This window comes from Enterobacter sp. N5-15 (genome assembly GCF_057221635.1).
The window spans coordinates 2974622-2992206 of the sequence record NZ_CM170150.1 but is presented as its reverse complement, the minus strand read 5'-3'; the positions used below and the strand labels follow the sequence as shown (position 1 = coordinate 2992206).

At 55.5% G+C, this 17585-nt stretch carries 21 protein-coding genes and 1 pseudogene; 8 read left to right on the top strand and 14 right to left on the bottom strand.

Annotated features, from left to right (window positions below; translation table 11 throughout):
- Positions 1-52 precede the first annotated feature (52 nt).
- The gene (locus tag AC2TE5_RS14290) at positions 53-916 is read left to right on the top strand and encodes an N-acetylmuramic acid 6-phosphate etherase (RefSeq protein ID WP_484611859.1); all 864 of its coding nucleotides are present in this window, start codon (positions 53-55) and stop codon (positions 914-916) included.
- 56 nt (positions 917-972) lie between these two features.
- On the opposite strand, the gene ompC is transcribed toward AC2TE5_RS14290, so the two are convergent.
- Positions 973-2115 carry a porin OmpC gene (gene ompC, locus AC2TE5_RS14285; RefSeq protein ID WP_484611858.1) on the bottom strand — a complete coding sequence of 381 codons (1143 nt, stop codon included), beginning with the start codon at positions 2113-2115 and terminating at the stop codon, positions 973-975.
- Between the two features lie 284 nt (positions 2116-2399).
- Between ompC and AC2TE5_RS14280 the strand changes: the two genes are divergently transcribed.
- The 3 genes from AC2TE5_RS14280 to AC2TE5_RS14270 all read left to right on the top strand — a co-directional run bounded on the left by AC2TE5_RS14280 (position 2400) and on the right by AC2TE5_RS14270 (position 5050).
- Positions 2400-3101 (top strand): phosphohydrolase, encoded by a 702-nt coding sequence (locus AC2TE5_RS14280; RefSeq protein WP_484611857.1) that lies wholly within the window; start codon positions 2400-2402, stop codon positions 3099-3101.
- Positions 3102-3162: 61 nt separating this feature from the next.
- The gene (locus AC2TE5_RS14275; RefSeq protein ID WP_484611856.1) at positions 3163-4578 is read left to right on the top strand and encodes a DNA cytosine methyltransferase; all 1416 of its coding nucleotides are present in this window, start codon (positions 3163-3165) and stop codon (positions 4576-4578) included.
- Positions 4559-5050, top strand: a complete 492-nt coding sequence (locus AC2TE5_RS14270) for a very short patch repair endonuclease (RefSeq protein WP_484611855.1) — start codon at positions 4559-4561, stop codon at positions 5048-5050. Before AC2TE5_RS14275 ends, AC2TE5_RS14270 begins: the two co-directional genes overlap by 20 nt.
- Here AC2TE5_RS14270 and yedA read toward each other — a convergent pair.
- Positions 5022-5936 (bottom strand): drug/metabolite exporter YedA, encoded by a 915-nt coding sequence (gene yedA, locus AC2TE5_RS14265; RefSeq protein ID WP_484611854.1) that lies wholly within the window; start codon positions 5934-5936, stop codon positions 5022-5024. The two genes, AC2TE5_RS14270 and yedA, sit on opposite strands and share 29 nt — an antisense overlap.
- Before the next feature lie 178 nt (positions 5937-6114).
- Here yedA and AC2TE5_RS14260 point away from each other — a divergent pair, with 178 nt between their 5' ends.
- The 3 genes from AC2TE5_RS14260 (at position 6115) to dgcQ (ending at position 9049) form a co-directional block, all read left to right on the top strand.
- The gene (locus tag AC2TE5_RS14260; protein WP_484611853.1) at positions 6115-7026 is read left to right on the top strand and encodes a DUF808 domain-containing protein; all 912 of its coding nucleotides are present in this window, start codon (positions 6115-6117) and stop codon (positions 7024-7026) included.
- 78 nt (positions 7027-7104) lie between these two features.
- Entirely contained in the window at positions 7105-7287 is a 183-nt protein-coding gene (locus AC2TE5_RS14255; RefSeq protein ID WP_008500307.1) for a YodC family protein, read from the top strand.
- Positions 7288-7360: 73 nt separating this feature from the next.
- Positions 7361-9049, top strand: a complete 1689-nt coding sequence (gene dgcQ / locus AC2TE5_RS14250; RefSeq protein ID WP_484611852.1) for a cellulose biosynthesis regulator diguanylate cyclase DgcQ — start codon at positions 7361-7363, stop codon at positions 9047-9049.
- On the opposite strand, the gene AC2TE5_RS14245 is transcribed toward dgcQ, so the two are convergent.
- Both AC2TE5_RS14245 and yodD read right to left on the bottom strand, forming a co-directional pair.
- On the bottom strand, positions 9046-9846 hold the full coding sequence (locus AC2TE5_RS14245) for a mannosyl-3-phosphoglycerate phosphatase-related protein (RefSeq protein WP_484611851.1): 801 nt from the start codon (positions 9844-9846) through the stop codon (positions 9046-9048). The two genes, dgcQ and AC2TE5_RS14245, sit on opposite strands and share 4 nt — an antisense overlap.
- 301 nt (positions 9847-10147) lie before the next feature.
- Positions 10148-10375, bottom strand: a complete 228-nt coding sequence (yodD, locus tag AC2TE5_RS14240) for a YodD family peroxide/acid resistance protein (RefSeq protein WP_013097742.1) — start codon at positions 10373-10375, stop codon at positions 10148-10150.
- 129 nt (positions 10376-10504) lie between these two features.
- Here yodD and dsrB point away from each other — a divergent pair, with 129 nt between their 5' ends.
- Positions 10505-10693, top strand: a complete 189-nt coding sequence (gene dsrB, locus AC2TE5_RS14235) for a protein DsrB (protein ID WP_008500312.1) — start codon at positions 10505-10507, stop codon at positions 10691-10693.
- A 101-nt stretch (positions 10694-10794) separates the two neighbouring features.
- Here dsrB and rcsA read toward each other — a convergent pair whose 3' ends face one another.
- The 10 genes and pseudogenes from rcsA to fliJ all read right to left on the bottom strand — a co-directional run bounded on the left by rcsA (position 10795) and on the right by fliJ (position 17564).
- Positions 10795-11418, bottom strand: coding sequence for a transcriptional regulator RcsA (gene rcsA, locus AC2TE5_RS14230; RefSeq protein WP_008500313.1), 624 nt, complete (start codon positions 11416-11418; stop codon positions 10795-10797).
- A 287-nt stretch (positions 11419-11705) separates the two neighbouring features.
- Positions 11706-12498, bottom strand: a pseudogene (fliR, locus tag AC2TE5_RS14225) (flagellar biosynthetic protein FliR); the annotation flags it as partial.
- Between the two features lie 7 nt (positions 12499-12505).
- Complete coding sequence (gene fliQ / locus AC2TE5_RS14220; protein WP_008500315.1) at positions 12506-12775, bottom strand: flagellar biosynthesis protein FliQ; 270 nt, start codon at positions 12773-12775, stop codon at positions 12506-12508.
- A gap of 9 nt (positions 12776-12784) precedes the next feature.
- The gene (gene fliP, locus AC2TE5_RS14215; RefSeq protein ID WP_024909733.1) at positions 12785-13522 is read right to left on the bottom strand and encodes a flagellar type III secretion system pore protein FliP; all 738 of its coding nucleotides are present in this window, start codon (positions 13520-13522) and stop codon (positions 12785-12787) included.
- Positions 13522-13896 (bottom strand): flagellar biosynthetic protein FliO, encoded by a 375-nt coding sequence (gene fliO / locus AC2TE5_RS14210; protein WP_121424285.1) that lies wholly within the window; start codon positions 13894-13896, stop codon positions 13522-13524. Before fliO ends, fliP begins: the two co-directional genes overlap by 1 nt.
- 2 nt (positions 13897-13898) lie before the next feature.
- The gene (gene fliN / locus AC2TE5_RS14205) at positions 13899-14312 is read right to left on the bottom strand and encodes a flagellar motor switch protein FliN (protein WP_023312308.1); all 414 of its coding nucleotides are present in this window, start codon (positions 14310-14312) and stop codon (positions 13899-13901) included.
- Complete coding sequence (gene fliM / locus AC2TE5_RS14200; protein WP_023336184.1) at positions 14309-15313, bottom strand: flagellar motor switch protein FliM; 1005 nt, start codon at positions 15311-15313, stop codon at positions 14309-14311. The genes fliN and fliM overlap by 4 nt, the downstream gene beginning before the upstream one ends.
- Before the next feature lie 4 nt (positions 15314-15317).
- The gene (fliL, locus tag AC2TE5_RS14195) at positions 15318-15788 is read right to left on the bottom strand and encodes a flagellar basal body-associated protein FliL (protein ID WP_023312306.1); all 471 of its coding nucleotides are present in this window, start codon (positions 15786-15788) and stop codon (positions 15318-15320) included.
- Between the two features lie 106 nt (positions 15789-15894).
- A complete protein-coding gene (gene fliK / locus AC2TE5_RS14190) occupies positions 15895-17124 on the bottom strand; it encodes a flagellar hook length control protein FliK (RefSeq protein ID WP_484611850.1) in 1230 nt (409 codons plus the stop codon).
- On the bottom strand, positions 17121-17564 hold the full coding sequence (gene fliJ / locus AC2TE5_RS14185; protein WP_048990612.1) for a flagellar export protein FliJ: 444 nt from the start codon (positions 17562-17564) through the stop codon (positions 17121-17123). The genes fliK and fliJ overlap by 4 nt, the downstream gene beginning before the upstream one ends.
- Positions 17565-17585: the final 21 nt, after the last annotated feature.

Here is a 17585-nt window from a genome sequence, read left to right as displayed (position 1 = left end):
TCTATATAAAACACTTTATAGTGTGTGGGTACTCATAATAAGGAGGCTGTTTATGAGCATTATGCTTACCGGTTCGGTCAAGGAAAGACGGCACGCCAGCACGATGAATATTGATAGATTGTCCACGCTGGACATGCTGAAAGTCATTCACCAGGATGATGCACTCATTTCTGCTGCGATCGCCCCCTGTTTACCTACTCTCGCCCGCGTGGTGGATAACGCCGCCGCAACGCTCAGCCACGGCGGTCGCCTGGTCATCGTTGGCGCGGGGCCGTCGGGGCGCGTTGCGCAACAGGTTGCCGATGAATATGCGCCGGGCAAAACCCCTGTGGTGGCCGTTACGGCACAAGAAGGGGAAGGGAGCTACGAGCGCGGCGTTGCCGATCTGCAGGCCATCAAGTTTGGTGAACACGATATGATGCTGGCCGTGACCGTCAGCGGAAAAACGCCGTGGGTCTGGGGAGCTATGCGGCACGCGTGGTCGCTGGGTTCACCGGTCGCCATTATTACCGGTGATGCGCAAAGTGAAGCCGCGCAGCTGGCGAGCATGGTTATCGCGCCGGAGCTGGGAGCCGACGTCGTCGCAGGCTACATCAACACCAAAGCGGGGATTGCGCAGAAAATGATCCTCTCGATGATCGCCACCGGGCTGGCCGTCCGAACCGGACGGGTTTACAGCAATCTGCGCGTGGATCTCGAGGCAGGCACGACCAAATGGGCTGAACGGCAAATCGCCATTGTGATGGAAGCGGGGGGATGCAGCCGGACGGAGGCAAAAGCCGCGCTGGAGAGCTGTAACCATAACTGTAAAACGGCGGTATTGATGGTGCTGACAGGGCTGGATGCGTGGAAAGCCCATGAGCTGCTGGCGCAGAATAACGGGTTTATCCGCGTGGCGCTGCAGGAAGCGCCGTAATACACACCGTTAAGACGTAAAAAAGGCCGCAATTGCGGCCTTTGGTATTTTGGGGATTAGAACTGGTAGGTCATGCCGATGCCAACGATGTCATCGGTGGAAATACCGTATGCGTCATACAGCGCTTCGTCCTGATCCAGCATGTTGATTTTGTAATCAACATAGGTGGAGAAGTTTTTGTTGAAGCTGTAGGTCATGCCCAGGTCGATGTAGTTAACCAGGTCCTGATCGAATCCTTTACCGTCCAGGTCTTTACCTTTTGAGTAAACCCATGCCAGGGAAGGACGCAGACCGAAGTCGAACTGGTACTGGGCAACCGCTTCAAAGTTCTGAGTCTGGTTGGCAATACCAACGTTGCCGATTGGCGTCATGTTGCGGGTTTCCGCATACATCATCGCCAGGTAGACGCTGTGAGCATCGTATTTCGCGCCAACGGTCCAGGCTTCCGCTTTATCGCCAGCCGCAAAGCCGAAACCTTCATAGTTTTTACCGTATGCCACCTGCTCGTTGGTACGGTCAGATGAAGAGTATGCCGCACCCAGGCTCAGGCCGGAGAGATCGCCAGAGAAGTCATAGGTGGTAGACATACCGAAACCGTCGCCGTTCTGGAAACGAACATCTTTATGACCGTTTTTGGTGCCTTCCTGATTTTCATCTGCGTTGGCACCTTCATTCGCGCCCTGATACTGCAGAGCGAAATTCAGACCCTCAACCAGACCAAAGAAATCCTGGTTACGATAAGTTGCCAGACCGTTCGCACGACCGTTCATGAAGTTATCGGTCCAGGTGTAAGAGTCACCGCCAAATACAGGCAGCATATCGGTCCAGGCTTCTACGTCATACACGACGCCGTAATTACGGCCATAATCAAATGAACCGTATTCGCCATATTTCAGGCCAGCGTATGCCAGACGGTTAAACGATTTGTCACCCGCGCCTTCGGTATCGTTAGCGTAGGTTTTGTATTCCCACTGGCCGTAACCGATCAGGTCGTTAGCGATCTGAGTTTCGCCTTTGAAACCAATCTGCACATAGGTTTCGTCGCCGTCATCGCCAGCGTTGTCAGAGAAGGTGTGACGCGCATCGACTTTGCCGTACAGGTCAACCTTGTTGCCGTTCTTGTTGTACATCTCAGCCGCATTTGCTGCGCCTGCCATTAATAACGCGGGTACCAGAATTGCCAGAACTTTTCTTTTCATTATATATTCCCTTGAAAGATAATTTATATGAATATATGTAATCACCCTCCGTAATTACAGGGTCGATACTATTCCAGGAGATGTCATTTAGTTTCAAAAATAAATGTAATTAAATTCGATGAAATATTGCTAAATATTTCTATTAATCTCTTTATTTTTCTAATGAATTAATTAGTTGAATTTATATGATGTAATTATTATTAAGTATTTCGCAATTCTATTTTTTAATTGGTTTAATTTGGCTGTGTTATAATTCACGCTCTTTTAAACAACAGGATATGACGATGGATCTTGCCCAGTGGCAGCACAGATTTGAGCGCTGGCTCGAGGAAAACCACAGCACCGACGATACCGCTCATGATATTTCGCATTTCCGTCGGGTCTGGATGACGGCGCAAAAAATCATGGTTAATGAAACGGTGGAGCCGCTGGTGATCCTGACCGCATGCTATTTCCACGATATTGTCAGCCTGCCGAAAAACCATCCCGAACGCAGCCGTTCATCACAGCTGGCGGCGCGCAAGACGGGTGATATTTTGCACCGCGACTTCCCTGACTTTCCGCCAGAGCACGCTGCCGCCGTTGCGCACGCGATCGAGGCGCACAGCTTCAGCGCTGGGATTGCGCCGCAGAGCATGGAGGCAAAAATTGTGCAGGACGCAGACCGGCTGGAAGCGTTAGGCGCCATCGGCCTGGCGCGCGTCTTTGCCGTCTCGGGCGCGCTGGGCGTGCCGCTTTTTGATGCCGACGATCCCTTTGCCGATGCGCGTACCCTTAATGACCGTGCGTTTGCCCTCGACCATTTTCAGACCAAGCTGCTGCGATTGCCTGATACAATGCAAACGGAAATGGGCCGCGAGCTGGCACGTCACAATGCCGATTTCCTGATCCAGTTTATGGCGAAACTCAGTGCCGAATTACGCGGCGACTGCATCGGGCTGGATAGCCAGGTGTTGAACCGCTTCCGTCGCAGTTTGCGCAACTGAACTGTGGTAATCTGTTTCCAGTCTTTATTCTCCGGTTAAAAGAATGCAGGAAAATCGATCAGTGACAGAGCCCGCGCCTGAGCAGGCTGAGAAATCAACGGCAACGGTGCAGGCGTTACTGCGCCAGCTGTTGGATATCTATGATGCTAAAACGCTGGCCAATCTGCTGGTGGCGCGCGGCGAGAGCCACTGGAGCCCGGCGATCCTTAAACGTCTGCTGACCAGCGAGCGCGCAGGGCGTCGCCTGAGTGAAGGCGAGTTTCGTTATCTGCAAAACCTGCTTCCGCGTCCTTCTGCCGCGCACCCAAACTATGCCTTCCGCTTTATCGATCTGTTTGCCGGTATCGGCGGCATCCGGCACGGTTTTGAAGCTATCGGCGGGCAGTGCGTGTTTACCAGCGAGTGGAACAAACATGCCGTAAGGACCTACAAGGCCAACTGGTACTGCGATCCGCGCGAGCATCATTTCAACGCGGATATCCGCGATGTGACCCTGAGCCATAAAAGCGGCGTAACGGATGAACACGCCGCCGAGCACATTCGCCAGACGATCCCGGCGCATGACGTGCTGCTGGCAGGCTTCCCGTGTCAGCCCTTCTCGCTGGCCGGTGTCTCCAAAAAGAATGCCCTCGGACGCGCCCACGGCTTTGCCTGCGATACCCAGGGAACGCTGTTTTTTGATGTGGCGCGCATCATCGACGCCTGCCGTCCGGCCATCTTTGTGCTGGAAAACGTCAAAAATCTAAAGAGCCACGACGGTGGAAAAACCTTCCGCATTATCATGCAAACGCTGGATGAGCTGGGTTATGACGTGGCCGATTCCCAGGACATGGGCGCGGACGATCCCAAAATCATTGATGGGAAACATTTTCTGCCCCAGCATCGTGAACGTATCGTGCTGGTGGGTTTCCGCCGCGATCTCAATCTCAAGGGAGATTTCACCCTTCGGGACATTCCGTCTCTGTATCCCGAGCGGCGTCCAACCGTGGCCGACCTGCTGGAGCCGGTCGTTGACGCGAAATTTATCCTGACCCCGGTGCTGTGGAAATACCTCTACCGCTACGCCAAGAAACATCAGGCGAAGGGCAACGGCTTCGGTTTTGGGATGGTAAACCCCAACGATCCGCACAGCGTGACCCGCACGCTGTCTGCTCGCTACTACAAAGACGGCGCGGAAATCCTGATCGACAGGGGCTGGGACAAGGCGCTGGGTGAAAAAGATTTCGACGATCCGCATAACCAGCGTCACCGTCCGCGACGCTTAACGCCGCGGGAATGCGCCCGGCTGATGGGATTTGAGACCCCGCAGGGCTACCGCTTCCGCATTCCGGTGTCGGACACCCAGGCGTACCGCCAGTTCGGTAATTCGGTGGTGGTTCCCGCGTTCGCGGCGGTGGCCAAGCTGCTGGCCTCGCGCATCAGACAGGCGGTGGCACTCCGTCAGGGTGAGGCCGTCAATGACGGATGTTCACGATAAGGCGACGCGCAGCAAAAACATGCGTGCCATCGGCACGCGTGACACCGCCATCGAAAAGCGCCTGGCCGGGCTGCTGACGCAGGCGGGCTTTGATTTCCGCGTGCAGGATCCCGCGCTTGCGGGCCGGCCGGATTTCGTCATCGACGCCTGGCAGTGCATCATCTTTACCCACGGCTGTTTCTGGCACCACCACGACTGCTACCTGTTTAAAGTCCCCGCGACGCGCACCGATTTCTGGCTGGATAAAATTGGCAAAAACGTCGAGCGCGACAGCCGGGACCTGAGCGCGCTGATTGCGCAGGGCTGGCGGGTGCTGATCGTCTGGGAGTGCGCGCTGAGAGGCAGATTAAAACTGAACGATGCCGATCTGACCGAACGGCTGGAAGAGTGGATCTGCGGCGGCGGCCAGACAGCGCAGATCGACACGCAGGGAATTCACCAGCTTAAGGTTTCTCCACCTCGCAAGGCGTGACCACCGGTTTTGCGGGCAGTAAATATTTGCCCAGGGTGACCAGCACGACGGCAAAAACAATCACCCCTAATGCCAGCCATTCAACGGAAGAGAGCGTTTCTCCCCCCAATCCCGTTCCGAGCAGCACGGCCACGACCGGATTGACGTAGGCATAGCTGGTGGCGACAGCCGGGGAGACGTTGCGGATCAGGAACATGTAGGCGTTAATGGCGATGATAGAGCCGAACAGCGCCAGGTAGCCTACCGCCAGAAAGCCCGACAATGGCGGAAGGGTCGTCAGCTTTTCTCCCGTCAGCGTGGAGGCGAGCAGCAGCACGATCCCGGCGGCAAGCATCTCAATCGCCCCCGCCATCATGCCGGCCGGCAGTTCGATACGCGAACCGTAGACGGAACCAAACGCCCAGCTCATCGAGCCAATCAGGATGATGACGGCGCCCCACGGATTCCCGCTCAGGTTACCGCCGCTATTTAGCAGAATGATCCCGGCCAGGCCAATACCAATCCCCAGCCATTCCAGTTTGCGGGTACGGATACCGAAAAGACGGCTAAAGCAGAGGGTAAACAGCGGTACGGTGGCAACGACCACGGCGGCGATCCCGGACGGTACGTCCTGGTGCTCGGCAATCGTGACAAAGCCATTTCCCACCGCCAGCAGCAGCAGGCCGATCAGGGCGGCATTCAGCATCGGGCGCAGTGGGGGAAGCTTGTGCCCGCGCAGCAGCAGGAAGGCCAGCAGCAGCACGCCAGCCGAGAGGAAGCGGATGCCCGCCATCATCAGTGGGGGCCAGCTTTCCACGCCGATGCGAATGACAAAGTAGGTTGAACCCCAGATGATGTACAGCGAAAAGAGTGCCCCAATGAGCGGTAGCAATTGCCGGAAACGCATAATCCCTCACGACGAAATAAAAAGGTCGCTGATAGTAAACGCGAAAACTATCGTGCTGGCGAGCCCTTTAATTGTGTAGCTGATGTGAATTTTTTGTTGACGTGAGGTGCCTGTTTCCGGGTTTGCGCTTTTGCTCCATACTATTCACCTAATTACCAAAAAATGAAGGATTAAGATTTTGGCAGGAAGTAGCTTATTAACATTGCTGGATGATATTGCCACCTTACTGGATGACATTTCAGTGATGGGTAAACTGGCGGCGAAAAAAACCGCAGGCGTGCTGGGAGATGATTTATCGCTTAACGCCCAACAGGTGAGTGGGGTAAGGGCTAACCGTGAACTGCCGGTGGTATGGGGGGTAGCAAAAGGCTCCTTCCTGAATAAGGTGATTCTGGTGCCGCTGGCGCTGCTGATCAGCGCCTTTATTCCCTGGGCCATCACGCCGCTGCTGATGATTGGCGGGGCATTCCTCTGCTTCGAGGGCGTGGAGAAGGTTCTGCACTCCTTCAGCGCGCGCAAGGAGAGCGATACGCCGGAGATGCGCCAGCAGCGTCTTGAAGCGCTGGCCGCGCAGGATCCGAAAACCTTCGAGCGCGATAAGGTCAAAGGCGCCATTCGGACCGACTTTATCCTGTCCGCAGAGATTGTCGCCATTACGCTGGGCATCGTGTCTGACGCGCCGCTCCTGAACCAGGTCCTGATCCTCTCCGGCATCGCCATTCTGGTCACCGTCGGCGTCTACGGCCTGGTGGGACTGATCGTGAAGCTAGATGATATCGGCTACTGGCTGGAGGAGAAATCGAGCGCGGTGGCAAGAGGCATCGGCAAAAGCCTGCTGGTGCTGGCCCCGTGGCTGATGAAGAGTTTGTCGGTGGTGGGCACGCTGGCGATGTTCCTGGTGGGCGGCGGGATCGTGGTTCACGGTATCGCTCCGCTGCACCATGCTATCGAACATTTCTCCTCGGCGCAGGGAGCCGTTGTCGCGGCGATTCTGCCGACGCTGCTGAATCTGGTGCTGGGCTTTATTATTGGCGCTATCGTGGTCGCGGCGGTGAAGCTGGTTGAAAAAGTACGCGGCGCGTCGCACTAATTGTTACCCGCTGTGGGATGCAAAAAGACCATTCCTCGTCTAAATTGAAACAGTTTCACCCTGATACAGGAGGCAGGTATGGTCTTTTTGGTCAGTGATGAAGTTAAGCCTAAGAAGGGCGGCCCACGTATGATTGTCACCGGGTATTCCAGCGGAATGGTGGAATGTCGTTGGCACGATGGCTATAGCATCAAGCGGGAAGCATTTCGTGAAGATGAGCTTCAGCCGGGGGACGGGCAGCACAAGCGGGACAAGGCTTAATCACATAACGCCCGGCTTTGCCGGGCGTTTTTATCTCAAGTACCGGGTGTAAGGCAGTGATCATGGAGAGTGTGTGCAGCGCGATACCTTTGTTGTAAGACAATCATTTTTGCAATGGCTGCATAAGCGTAGCAATCCGGGGTTGATTGTTAATGTCTGTTTTCTGGTCGTTCTGGTGTTTTCCACTCTCCTGACCTGGCGTGAGGTGGTGGTCCTCGAAGAGGCGTATATCTCCAGCCAGCGTAACCATCTGGATACGGTGGCCAGTTCGCTGGACAGGCAGTTACAGAACAGCGTGGACAGGATGCTGCTGTTCCGTCAGGGCATGGGTGATGCGATCCAGACGCCGCTGGCCTTTGATGTCTTAAAGGATGCGGTGTCACGCTTTAACACCGTCCGCATGCTCCCCACCTGGCAGCTTGCCGTTGATAAAAAACGCACCCTTCCCATTAACGGGGTTTCGGATGCGTTCGTTGAAAAAACCACGCTTCTGAATCGTGACGCTGAACGCCTCAGCCACGAAATTTCTGCCACGCTCGAAGTGGGGTATTTGCTCAGGCTGGCGTCGTCGAGAGCGCAAACGGAAGCGCGCGTGATCTACGTGTCCCGCGCCGGATTTTTCATTTCCACGGATACGCCTGACCAGGCGGGTGATATTACCTCCCGCTATTATCATCTGGTCACGCAGTCCTGGTTTACCCAGCAGTCAGAACGGAACAATCGCGCTCGCGCGGTGCGCTGGTTTATCTCTACCCCTTCATCCTGGACCAATGATGAACGGACGATCACCGCCAGCGTCCCCATCTATTTCGATCATTACTGGTATGGCGTCGTGGCGATGGATTTTACGCTGAGCACGATGCAGCGACTGCTGGCCGATGCGACGGAAGACCGAACGGAAGGGGAGTATCAGCTGTACGATACCCGGCTCAATATGATTGCCACCTCAGTCCACGCGGGAAACGCGGTTAACCATTTTGACGAACGCGAAACGGCGCAGATTGCGCAGGCGATTGAGCACGCGACCGGCGGCGGGATCCGCCTCGGAAGCCGTTTTGTTAGCTGGGAGCGGCTCGATCACTTCGATGGCGTTGTCCTGCGGATCCACACCCTGCATGAAGGGGTACAGGACGACTTCGGCAGCATCAGCATCGTGCTGGCGCTGCTGTGGGCGCTCTTTACCGCCATGCTATTGATCTCGTGGCTGGTGATCCGTCGGATGGTGAGTAACATGTACACGCTTCAGCACTCGCTCCAGTGGCAGGCCTGGCATGACCCGCTTACCCGGCTGAATAACCGCGGCGCGCTGTTCGACCGCGCAAAATTGCTGGCGGAAACCTGTCGCCAGCAGTCGCTGCCGTTCTCGGTGATTCAGATCGACCTCGACCATTTTAAAAACATCAACGACCGTTTCGGCCATCAGGCCGGTGATAAAGTCCTCTCCCACACGGCAGGGCTGATTGCCAGCGCGCTACGCAAGAATGACGTGGCAGGGCGCGTAGGCGGGGAAGAGTTTTGCGTTGTCCTGCCGGGGATTGGTCTGGAGGAGGCGAGAAGCGTCGCGGACCGCATTCGCTGCCGGATCGACAGCAAGGAGATCCTGGTGAAGAAGAGCACGACTCTGCGCATCAGCGCCTCGCTGGGGGTCAGCAGCGCGGATGAAGCGGGTAACTATGAGTTTGAGCAGCTGCAGTCCGTGGCGGACGCCCGGCTGTACCAGGCCAAACAGTGCGGCCGTAACCGGGTCGTCTGGCGGGATTAGGACAGGAAGTGATCCAGCCCCTCCTGCCAGCCCGCGGGGCCGGGCTGCCGGGTGTGATAAACCCGGGCGGGGTTATCATCCCGTAGCGTGATGCCCTGGCGGTTAATGCCCTTAATCACCACCGCGAAGTCAACGCTGTCGAGCAGCGGCGCATCGTTAGGGCCGTCGCCGAGCCCCAGCGTGGTGGGTTCGATCTCTTCCTGCTCGCGGTACTGCGCAATCAGCCAGTTAACCGCAACGTCCTTGCCACAGCGGGCGTCCAGAATGTGCCAGAAGCGCGCCCCCTGCAGACACTTCAGGCCGCTGTGCGCCAGCTCCTCTTCAAACTGGACCATTTTCTCGTCGGTATCGCGCCAGATGAGCGTGACGGACGCTTCATGCTTGCGGGCAAGCGCCGAACGGTAGCGCGTCAGTCCGGTCCACTCGCTGATGACATGCTCATCCACGTCGTCAAAGGTGGTGAATTTAAAGCCCGTCTGCAGGCGAATTTGCTCGAGCCGCGGGCGAATATCCCGGTGCGTCATCCCCCTGATCTGGCGCTGAACCTTGTCCCAACGCACGTCGGGCTGAATCACCGCGCCGTTCTCGGCAATAAAAGGCAAGCCTTCCAGCCCCAGATCCTGCTGGATATCCAGCATCTCTGCCGCGGTTTTGCTGCTGCAGAGAATGACCGGTATCTGGTTATCCAGCAGCCTGTCCAGCCATGGCATGGCGGGTTGCCACTCATAGGTATGAATATCCAGCAACGAGCCATCCAGGTCCGAAAAAATCAGCAATTTATCCCGCAGTGAAGGCATAGTGACTCCTGGTAACGGCTTCGCCTCAATCTAAGAAAATTCCTAAAAAATAACCGAATTGTTAACAGGAGAAATGAGAGTATTCCCTGGCAAACCCGCATTCGGCGTGTGTTATTGCTCATAACAAAAAGCATTATGTTAAAAATATTATATTCATCATAAGAATATATGCTTGTCAGACAAATTCGTTGGGGATAGTGTGGCGTGTACATCAGATTTCCTGGTGTAACGAATTTTCAAGTGCTTCTTGCATAAGCAAGTTTTGATCCCGGCCATCCCCATGACCGGGATTTTTTTCGGCCTACCGATTGGCTTCAGACACGCTAAAGTCGTGAATATCAAGCTCGAAGGCCTCGGCCAGCTCACGATAGGTGTGATAATCCCTTCCGTTGACAATGACGCGGTCCGAATTGTCGTCCGTCCGGCGGACTTCCGACTCACTGATCTCATTGATGGCGGCCAGCAGGGCATCGACATCCACCTCGACTTCGCGCTTGATGGTGTCGCTGTACTCTTTATCGGTCTTCATTACGGGGTTCCTCATTCAACCGTGTCCAACGGTAAGTATAGACTGTGCATAAAAACGCCATTCACACCGGGCGGCGATGTGCGTTTTTGCGTTTTGTTCTACACTGGCTCAAAACCAGAGGAGGAATGTATGAAGGTCAACGATCGGGTAACGGTTAAAACGGACGGTGGGCCGCGCCGCCCGGGTGTGGTGCTGGCAATTGAAGAGTTTAGCGAAGGCACAATGTATCTGGTATCACTCGAAGACTACCCGCTCGGCATCTGGTTTTTTAACGAACTGGGGCATCCGGACGGCATTTTTGTAGAGAAGGCAGACTAGCACGGCGTCGGGTAGCACAGCGCGTGCCCGACAACCTCACAGAAGCAAAAATCTCTGGCCAGGCCAGAGATCAAAGGTAGGGTGCACAGGGTCTTAAGGGACTAACGCATGTTGACGAAAATCCCGTTCGTCACATTATCGGTCAGGCGTACCACGTGGTAGATCACTTGCTTATTATGCGTTTTAATTTTCCTTTTAATATTTCCTTTGTGAGATGAAACGGTTTTCGCTTTAATATTCATCTGGTCCGAGATCTGAATAGTTCCTTGTCCCGCCATCCACATTCGCAGCATACTTGATTCAGTCCTGCTTAATGATAGGGTGGGTAAGTTAACCGCTCCTACATTCTTAACTTCTTTATTCAAATAATCACCCAGAATGTCATCCAGCGACTCGGGTTTAATCGATTTAGAACTAATCAATAAATTTTTACGGACCAACAAATACTCATCGAAATGGATATTCGCGATCGCCATAAAAACAATAAACAGGGTTTTTGGATGCTGATTAATGATTTGCTTAATGTGCTGACTGTTGGCTGGATCGTGAATGAAACAGTCCTCATTAATAAACACCACGCCTGGTTTTAGTTCGTCACAAGCGGCTGCGAGTTCGTCAACGGTGTGTGCATCGTTGATGTCTCTCTTTCTTACCCCTCTGCTTGCCAGGTACCCGGTTAACCCTAGCCGGGTGTAGCTGCATAAATCCATAATGATCGTTGACATGGCATACCCTCACTCAATGCGTAACGATAATTCACCATCTGCCTGAGAGCTCAAAACAGCCATACGGGATGGAAAAAAATAATAAACCTGTGAGCATGACAAAGACTTTCAGGCGGACTCACTATCCCGTAAAGTTACGTATAATTTGCCAGGAATCTTCTTAAAGTAAAGTAAATATTAAGTATTGTGAGATGGTTAGAAACAATTAAACCGCGTCAGATATATCCTGGAAGATGTTTTTCGCGTTTTATTTTAGGAATATCCTCAGAAAGACAGTAGCAACAGTGCGGGCTATTATTTACGTGGCAGTTCGCTGACAATATCCGCTAACAGGTTGAATATCTCGCCGAATAAATGTTCACAGAAGGGAGCGATAAGTGGCATCAGCAATGACATTAATAAAATTCCCACCGTCAGCGTCAGCGGAAAACCGATGACAAACACCGAAAGCTGCGGTGCCATTCGGTTGAGTAAACCTAATGCCAGGTTGACGGTCAGCAGCAGGGTGATGATTGGCAGCGCCAGCATCAGCCCGTTCAGGAATATCAGCCCCGCAGCGCGAGTGAGCGCCAGAAAGGCGTTGCTGTTCACCGGATTTTCGCCAATCGGCAGCGTATGGAACGTATCCACCAGCATGGAGATAAGCCACAGATGGCCGTTGAGCGACAGGAACAGCAGCATGGCGAGCAGATCGATAATGCGCGCCAGCACGGGCATGTTGAGATGACTGCCGGGATCAACAAACGTGGCGAACGATAGCCCCATCTGCAGGCCGATCAGCTCCCCTGCGGTACGCACCGCGGCAAAGGCGAGCTGCATGGTAAAGCCGACGGCGACGCCAATCATCACCTGCTGCAGGGCCACCCACACCGCGTTCGCCGAGAAGATCGGAATATCCACGGGGGGAAGAGAGGGCGCAACGATAATGGAGATGATAATACCCAGCCCCACCTTGACGCGCTTGGGTATCGATTTCTCACTGAGAATAGGGGCGGTGGAGATCAGCGCCATGATGCGCAGCATCGGCCAGAGATAGACGCCGAGCCACTGAACCCACTGGTCGCTGGTGAAGTGCAGCATCGTCAGGTCAGCCGATGATGTACGGCAGATTGGTAAACAGGTTGCGCATATAGTCCAGCAACAGGTTCAGCATCCACGGCCCGGCGACGATAATCGCCACGAACACGGCGATGATTTTCGGGATGAACGACAGCGTCATTTCGTTAATCTGCGTGGCGGCCTGCAGAATACTGATAATCAGACCGGTAACCAGCGCGACAAGCAGCAGCGGCGCGGCAACGGCAATCGCGATTTTCATCGCTTCCGTGCCCATCATCATGACCGATTCGGGTGTCATTACCGTTCCTTAACTGTAGAAACTCTGCGCCAGCGAACTGACCAGCAGCTGCCAGCCGTCGACCAGAACAAAGAGCATGATCTTAAAGGGCAGGGCAATGGTCGCGGGCGGCACCATCATCATCCCGAGCGCCATCAGGACGCTGGCGATCACCAGGTCGATAATCAGGAAGGGAATAAAGATGGTAAAGCCAATCTGGAACGCGGTTTTCAGCTCGCTGGTGACATAGGCAGGCAGAAGAATACGCATTGGCACTGATTCCGGTCCCTGCAGCTCGCCGGTGTTGGACAGGCGGGCAAAGAGGGCCAGGTCGGCTTCGCGCGTCTGGCGCAGCATAAATTCTCGCAGCGGCTGGGCGCCTTTATCCAGCGCCTCCTGCATGGAGATTTTGTCTTCGCTGAACGGCTGGTAGGCGTCGGTATAAATCTTATCGATCACCGGCGACATAATGAAAAAGGTCAAAAACAGCGCCAGCCCAAGCAGAACCTGGTTTGGCGGTGCGGAAGGGGTTCCCAGCGCGTTTCGCAGCAGACCAAAGACGATGATGATGCGGGTGAAGCTGGTCATCATCAGCAGGATGGCCGGAATAAACGTCAGCGAGGTGATGAAAACCAGCGTCTGGACCGGAAGGGACCAGCTTTGTCCGCCGCCCGCGAGAGGGGTTGAGACCAGACCGGGCAGCTGTGCATAAACCGCGGGAGCAAACAGGCCAACGCCCGCGAGCGTCAGGGATAACAAACGGCGCATCAGGATCTCCCGGAACGCTTAAGCAAACTCTTCATGACGGACTGAAAATCCGCAGGGGCGTCTGCGCGCTCGTCCACCACAGCAGGGGCGGGCGGCAGCTTATGTAATACGCTGATGTTTGAGGCCGTGACGCCCAGGACCAGGCGCGCGTCGTCCACCTCGACGATGACCACGCGTTCGCGTGGCCCCAGCGTGGTGCTGGCGCTGACCTTCAGGCCGCGGGCACCGGCGGTTTTACCCGCCAGGCCAAAGCGCTTCGCCAGCCAGGCGGCGATAAGGATAAAGGCAATAATACCGAACAATGCCCCGCTCACCTGGAGCAGCGGCGAGCCGGGAACGGCAGAAGGCTGTGATATTGTTGCCTGGGTTTTCATGCTTAACGGCTCAGACGACGCATACGTTCAGACGGGGTAATGATGTCGGTGATACGTACGCCGTATTTATCGGCAACCACCACCACTTCACCCTGGGCAATCAGATAGCCGTTGATCAGAATATCCAGCGGCTCGCCGGCCAGACCGTCAAGGGCCACCACGGAACCCTGCGTCAGGCGCAGCAGCTCCTTAATGGTCATACGGGTGCGTCCCAGCTCAACGGTCAGCTTAACCGGGATATCCATAATCAGGTCGATGTCCTGCAGCGTGCCGCTGACATCACCGCCGCCGAGCTGCTGGAATACGGCATCCGCAGCACTTTTGGCCGGGGGTGCTTTTTGCTCGTTTAACGCGTCAGCCCACAGATCGTCCAGTGCTCCGCTGTTTTCATCGGACGGATTGTTCATGTCACTCATTTGGGCTGTTCCTCATTCAGCGAATTCAAAATCGGGTTGATCAAGTGCTCAACGCGTAACGCATACTGACCGTTAATCGTGCCGTACTGGCTTGTCAGCACGGGGACACCATCCACATGGGCAATAATGCGGTCGGGTTTTTCTATCGGCAAAACATCGCCGGGTTGTAATTTCAGGATCTGAGATAACCGCAGCGGGATATCGGCGAAGCTCGCCACCAGCTCAAGCTGCGAATGCTGGACCTGGCGGACCAGGTTTTCACGCCAGTTCTGGTCTTCGTTGCGGGAGTTCTCCAGCGGCGGGTTAACCAGCAGCTCGCGCAGCGGTTCGATCATGCTGAACGGCAGGCAGATGTTGAACTCGCCGGTCAGGTTACCGATCTCCACGTGGAACGGGGTGTTAACGACGATATCGTTCGGGGAGGTGGTGATATTGGTAAATTTCACCTGCATCTCAGAACGGACGTACTCCACTTCCAGCGGGTTAATCGCTTTCCACGCGTCGCTGTATGACTCCAGCGCCAGCTTCAGCATGCGGTTAATGACGCGCTGTTCGGTATGGGTGAATTCACGACCTTCTACTTTGGTCGGGAAACGCCCGTCGCCGCCGAACAGGTTATCCACCGCGATGAACACCAGGCTTGGCGAAAACACCACCAGACCGGTGCCGCGCAGCGGCTTCAGATGAATCAGGTTAAGGTTGGTTGGCACCGGCAGGTTGCGGGCAAACTCATGATACGGCTGAATGCGGATCGCACCGACCGTGATATCCGGGCTACGACGCAGCAGGTTAAACAGCCCCATACGGAACTGACGTGCAAAACGTTCGTTAATGATCTCCAGCGCCTGCAGACGTTCACGTACCACGCGACGCTGGGTATTCGGGTCATAGGGACGAATATCGCTATCGCCGCCAATACCCGGTTTAGGATCATCATTGTTATCGCTGTCGCCGTTGAGCAGCGCATCGATTTCTGCCTGAGAAAGAATACTGTCGCCCATGTCGTTACCGCAGAATGAATGCTGTATACAGAACGTCAGTGACTTCCTGCTTAGGTTGGCCGTTTACCAGCGGGGTCGCCAGCGTTTGTTTAATAGCGTCGACCAGCTTTTGCTTACCCACATCGGTGGCCAGCGCCGAAGCGTCCTGACGAGAGAACAGCAGCAGAAGTCTGCTGCGCACTTCTGGAAGGTAATCGTTCAGACGTGAACGGGTGGCTTCATCTTTCAGGCGCAGCGTAATGCCAACATAAAGCACGCGATCCGCATCACCCAGGTTGACGGTGAAGGTATCCAGCGGGAAAAACACGGGTGCCGGCGGAGGTGGCGCTTCAGCTTTGGCTGCAGCGGTGGTAGGTTCCTGCTGCATACGCCAGTAACTATAGCCCGCGGTAGCGCAGGCGGCGAGCGTGATCAACACCAGCAGCGGGATCCAGATGGAACGCTTACTTTTTTTGGTGATAGCGGAGTCAGTCATCTGATACGAGCTTCCTGTTTCGGTACAGCTTAATAAGGTGATTATCCCGTGTCCTGCTGTCGTCAAAGCGTGGAAAAGACGGGGATAATCACGCTACCTCTGGCGTTTAGGCGAAGATGTCTACGGCACTGTTACCGCGCGCTGCGGATTGCAGGGCGGCAGGGACAGGCAGTAGTTCATCGCTCTCTTCATTAAAACCGCCGGTGTTGCCGGAACGCGAAGCCTGGTGCTGCTGCTGGGATGAAGACTGCTGCTGCCCGGCGAAGCTCTCGCTGCTGACGCTGCTCTGTGAAAGCTGAATGCCGTTCTCCGCCAGCGAGGTCCGCAGTACCGGCAGCGCGGCTTCCAGTGCCGCGCGGACGTGGCTGTGCGCAGAGACCATCTGCAGCTGCGCCTGGTTATCATCCAGCTTGAGCGAAATTTGCACCTGACCCAGATCTTCCGGGTGCAGACGCAGCTCTGCCGTCTGCTGGCCCTGCTTAGTGAACAGAGTGATGTGCTGGCTCAGGGATTGCTGCCATTCGTGGGTTCCCAGAGGCTGGCTTAACACCGGCGCGGTGGCGACGGTGGCGGCCGTCTGACTGGTCGCATGGCTGGACATAATCGGTGCCAGGGTGGCCGTTGGGGAGGCTGAAGAGGAAGAGCTGGCGAGCTCCTGCTTCTCTGCCGCCGCGGCCACGGCCGGGGTTGCCAGCGCGTTGCCCGACAGGGCCGGGTCGTTATTTTTCACCTGGCTCTGATAAGGCACAGAACTCTGCGCTTTATCATGGCTTCCCGGAAGCGCGTTCAGGGACGGTTGGCCCGCGCCATTGTGCGAAAGCGCCGCGGAATTCAGCGTTGAGGTGGCGGATACGCCGTCACTGCCTGCCGCGCGAGAGGCGGTAGTTTGCTGGTGCGGCAGCATCGCCATCAGCGCGCTTAATCCGGCCAGCTCTTCTTCGCTCAGCTCGCTTTTACCGTCATCCTTGCTTGCCGCATTGAGGGTCTTCAGCGCGTCGCCCTTAGACAGCGGCACCAGCCCGGAAACCAGCGTATCAAGCGGCGTGACGGGCGAGGTTTCATCGCCATTCAGCGCGGTTTGGCGCGAAAGCAGGTCGGCAATTTTGGCCTGCAGGGTGGTATCCCCTTTGGCGTCCTGAGCCACCTTTGACAGTTTACTGCCAGCGGCTTTCAGATCGGCCAGGGTCAGCGGCGCATCTTTGCCCTTGCCCGTTGCGTCCGACAGGGCGCCCGCCAGCAGAGAGAGAAAGTCCTGTGCACCGTCGGTGCCTTTCCCCGTTAGCGTGCCGCCTGACAGGTCGCTGTCGCTCATCAGCAGTTGTTGCAGTGTGATCATTCCGGTTTCCTCATTGATGCGCGCTGGGCAAACTCATCCATTTTCTTCTGATCCAGACGGTTTTCCGCCAGGGTCGTTGCCGCGATCTGTCGGTCCTGTAAAGCCTGCCAGGCCTGCAGCCGCTGCTTCTTCTCACGCCAGAAATTCAGCGCGGTATCGACTTTCTGGGTCCACTGGTTAAGCTGCTGGCGATGCTGATCTATCGCCTTCTCCAGCGTCTGGATAAACTGTTGATAGTTAATCCAGCGCTGGCTTCCAATGCCCTGTGTCATATCGGTATTGAGGTTGGTGCGATATTCATGCTGATAGTCGATCAACATCTTCAACTGTTCTTCAGCCTGCTGGCACCCGCGTCGCATTGCGCCAAGCTGCAATGCGGCATCATCAACTTCTTTTTCAGCCAGATCTTTCAGCGTTGATAACGCGCTGTTTTGCGCCATGACCTTCGCCCTCCACCTGTG

Excerpts from the sequence above, each read along its gene's own strand:
- AC2TE5_RS14290 (WP_484611859.1), top strand. The coding sequence starts at position 53 with ATGAGCATTATGCTTACCGGTTCGGTCAAGGAAAGACGGCACGCCAGC.
- ompC (WP_484611858.1), bottom strand. The coding sequence starts at position 2,115 with ATGAAAAGAAAAGTTCTGGCAATTCTGGTACCCGCGTTATTAATGGCA.
- AC2TE5_RS14280 (WP_484611857.1), top strand. The coding sequence starts at position 2,400 with ATGGATCTTGCCCAGTGGCAGCACAGATTTGAGCGCTGGCTCGAGGAA.
- AC2TE5_RS14270 (WP_484611855.1), top strand. The coding sequence starts at position 4,559 with ATGACGGATGTTCACGATAAGGCGACGCGCAGCAAAAACATGCGTGCC.
- yedA (WP_484611854.1), bottom strand. The coding sequence starts at position 5,936 with ATGCGTTTCCGGCAATTGCTACCGCTCATTGGGGCACTCTTTTCGCTG.
- AC2TE5_RS14255 (WP_008500307.1), top strand. The coding sequence starts at position 7,105 with ATGGTCTTTTTGGTCAGTGATGAAGTTAAGCCTAAGAAGGGCGGCCCA.
- AC2TE5_RS14245 (WP_484611851.1), bottom strand. The coding sequence starts at position 9,846 with ATGCCTTCACTGCGGGATAAATTGCTGATTTTTTCGGACCTGGATGGC.
- yodD (WP_013097742.1), bottom strand. The coding sequence starts at position 10,375 with ATGAAGACCGATAAAGAGTACAGCGACACCATCAAGCGCGAAGTCGAG.
- dsrB (WP_008500312.1), top strand. The coding sequence starts at position 10,505 with ATGAAGGTCAACGATCGGGTAACGGTTAAAACGGACGGTGGGCCGCGC.
- rcsA (WP_008500313.1), bottom strand. The coding sequence starts at position 11,418 with ATGTCAACGATCATTATGGATTTATGCAGCTACACCCGGCTAGGGTTA.
- fliQ (WP_008500315.1), bottom strand. The coding sequence starts at position 12,775 with ATGACACCCGAATCGGTCATGATGATGGGCACGGAAGCGATGAAAATC.
- fliP (WP_024909733.1), bottom strand. The coding sequence starts at position 13,522 with ATGCGCCGTTTGTTATCCCTGACGCTCGCGGGCGTTGGCCTGTTTGCT.
- fliO (WP_121424285.1), bottom strand. The coding sequence starts at position 13,896 with ATGAAAACCCAGGCAACAATATCACAGCCTTCTGCCGTTCCCGGCTCG.
- fliN (WP_023312308.1), bottom strand. The coding sequence starts at position 14,312 with ATGAGTGACATGAACAATCCGTCCGATGAAAACAGCGGAGCACTGGAC.
- fliM (WP_023336184.1), bottom strand. The coding sequence starts at position 15,313 with ATGGGCGACAGTATTCTTTCTCAGGCAGAAATCGATGCGCTGCTCAAC.
- fliL (WP_023312306.1), bottom strand. The coding sequence starts at position 15,788 with ATGACTGACTCCGCTATCACCAAAAAAAGTAAGCGTTCCATCTGGATC.
- fliK (WP_484611850.1), bottom strand. The coding sequence starts at position 17,124 with ATGATCACACTGCAACAACTGCTGATGAGCGACAGCGACCTGTCAGGC.
- fliJ (WP_048990612.1), bottom strand. The coding sequence starts at position 17,564 with ATGGCGCAAAACAGCGCGTTATCAACGCTGAAAGATCTGGCTGAAAAA.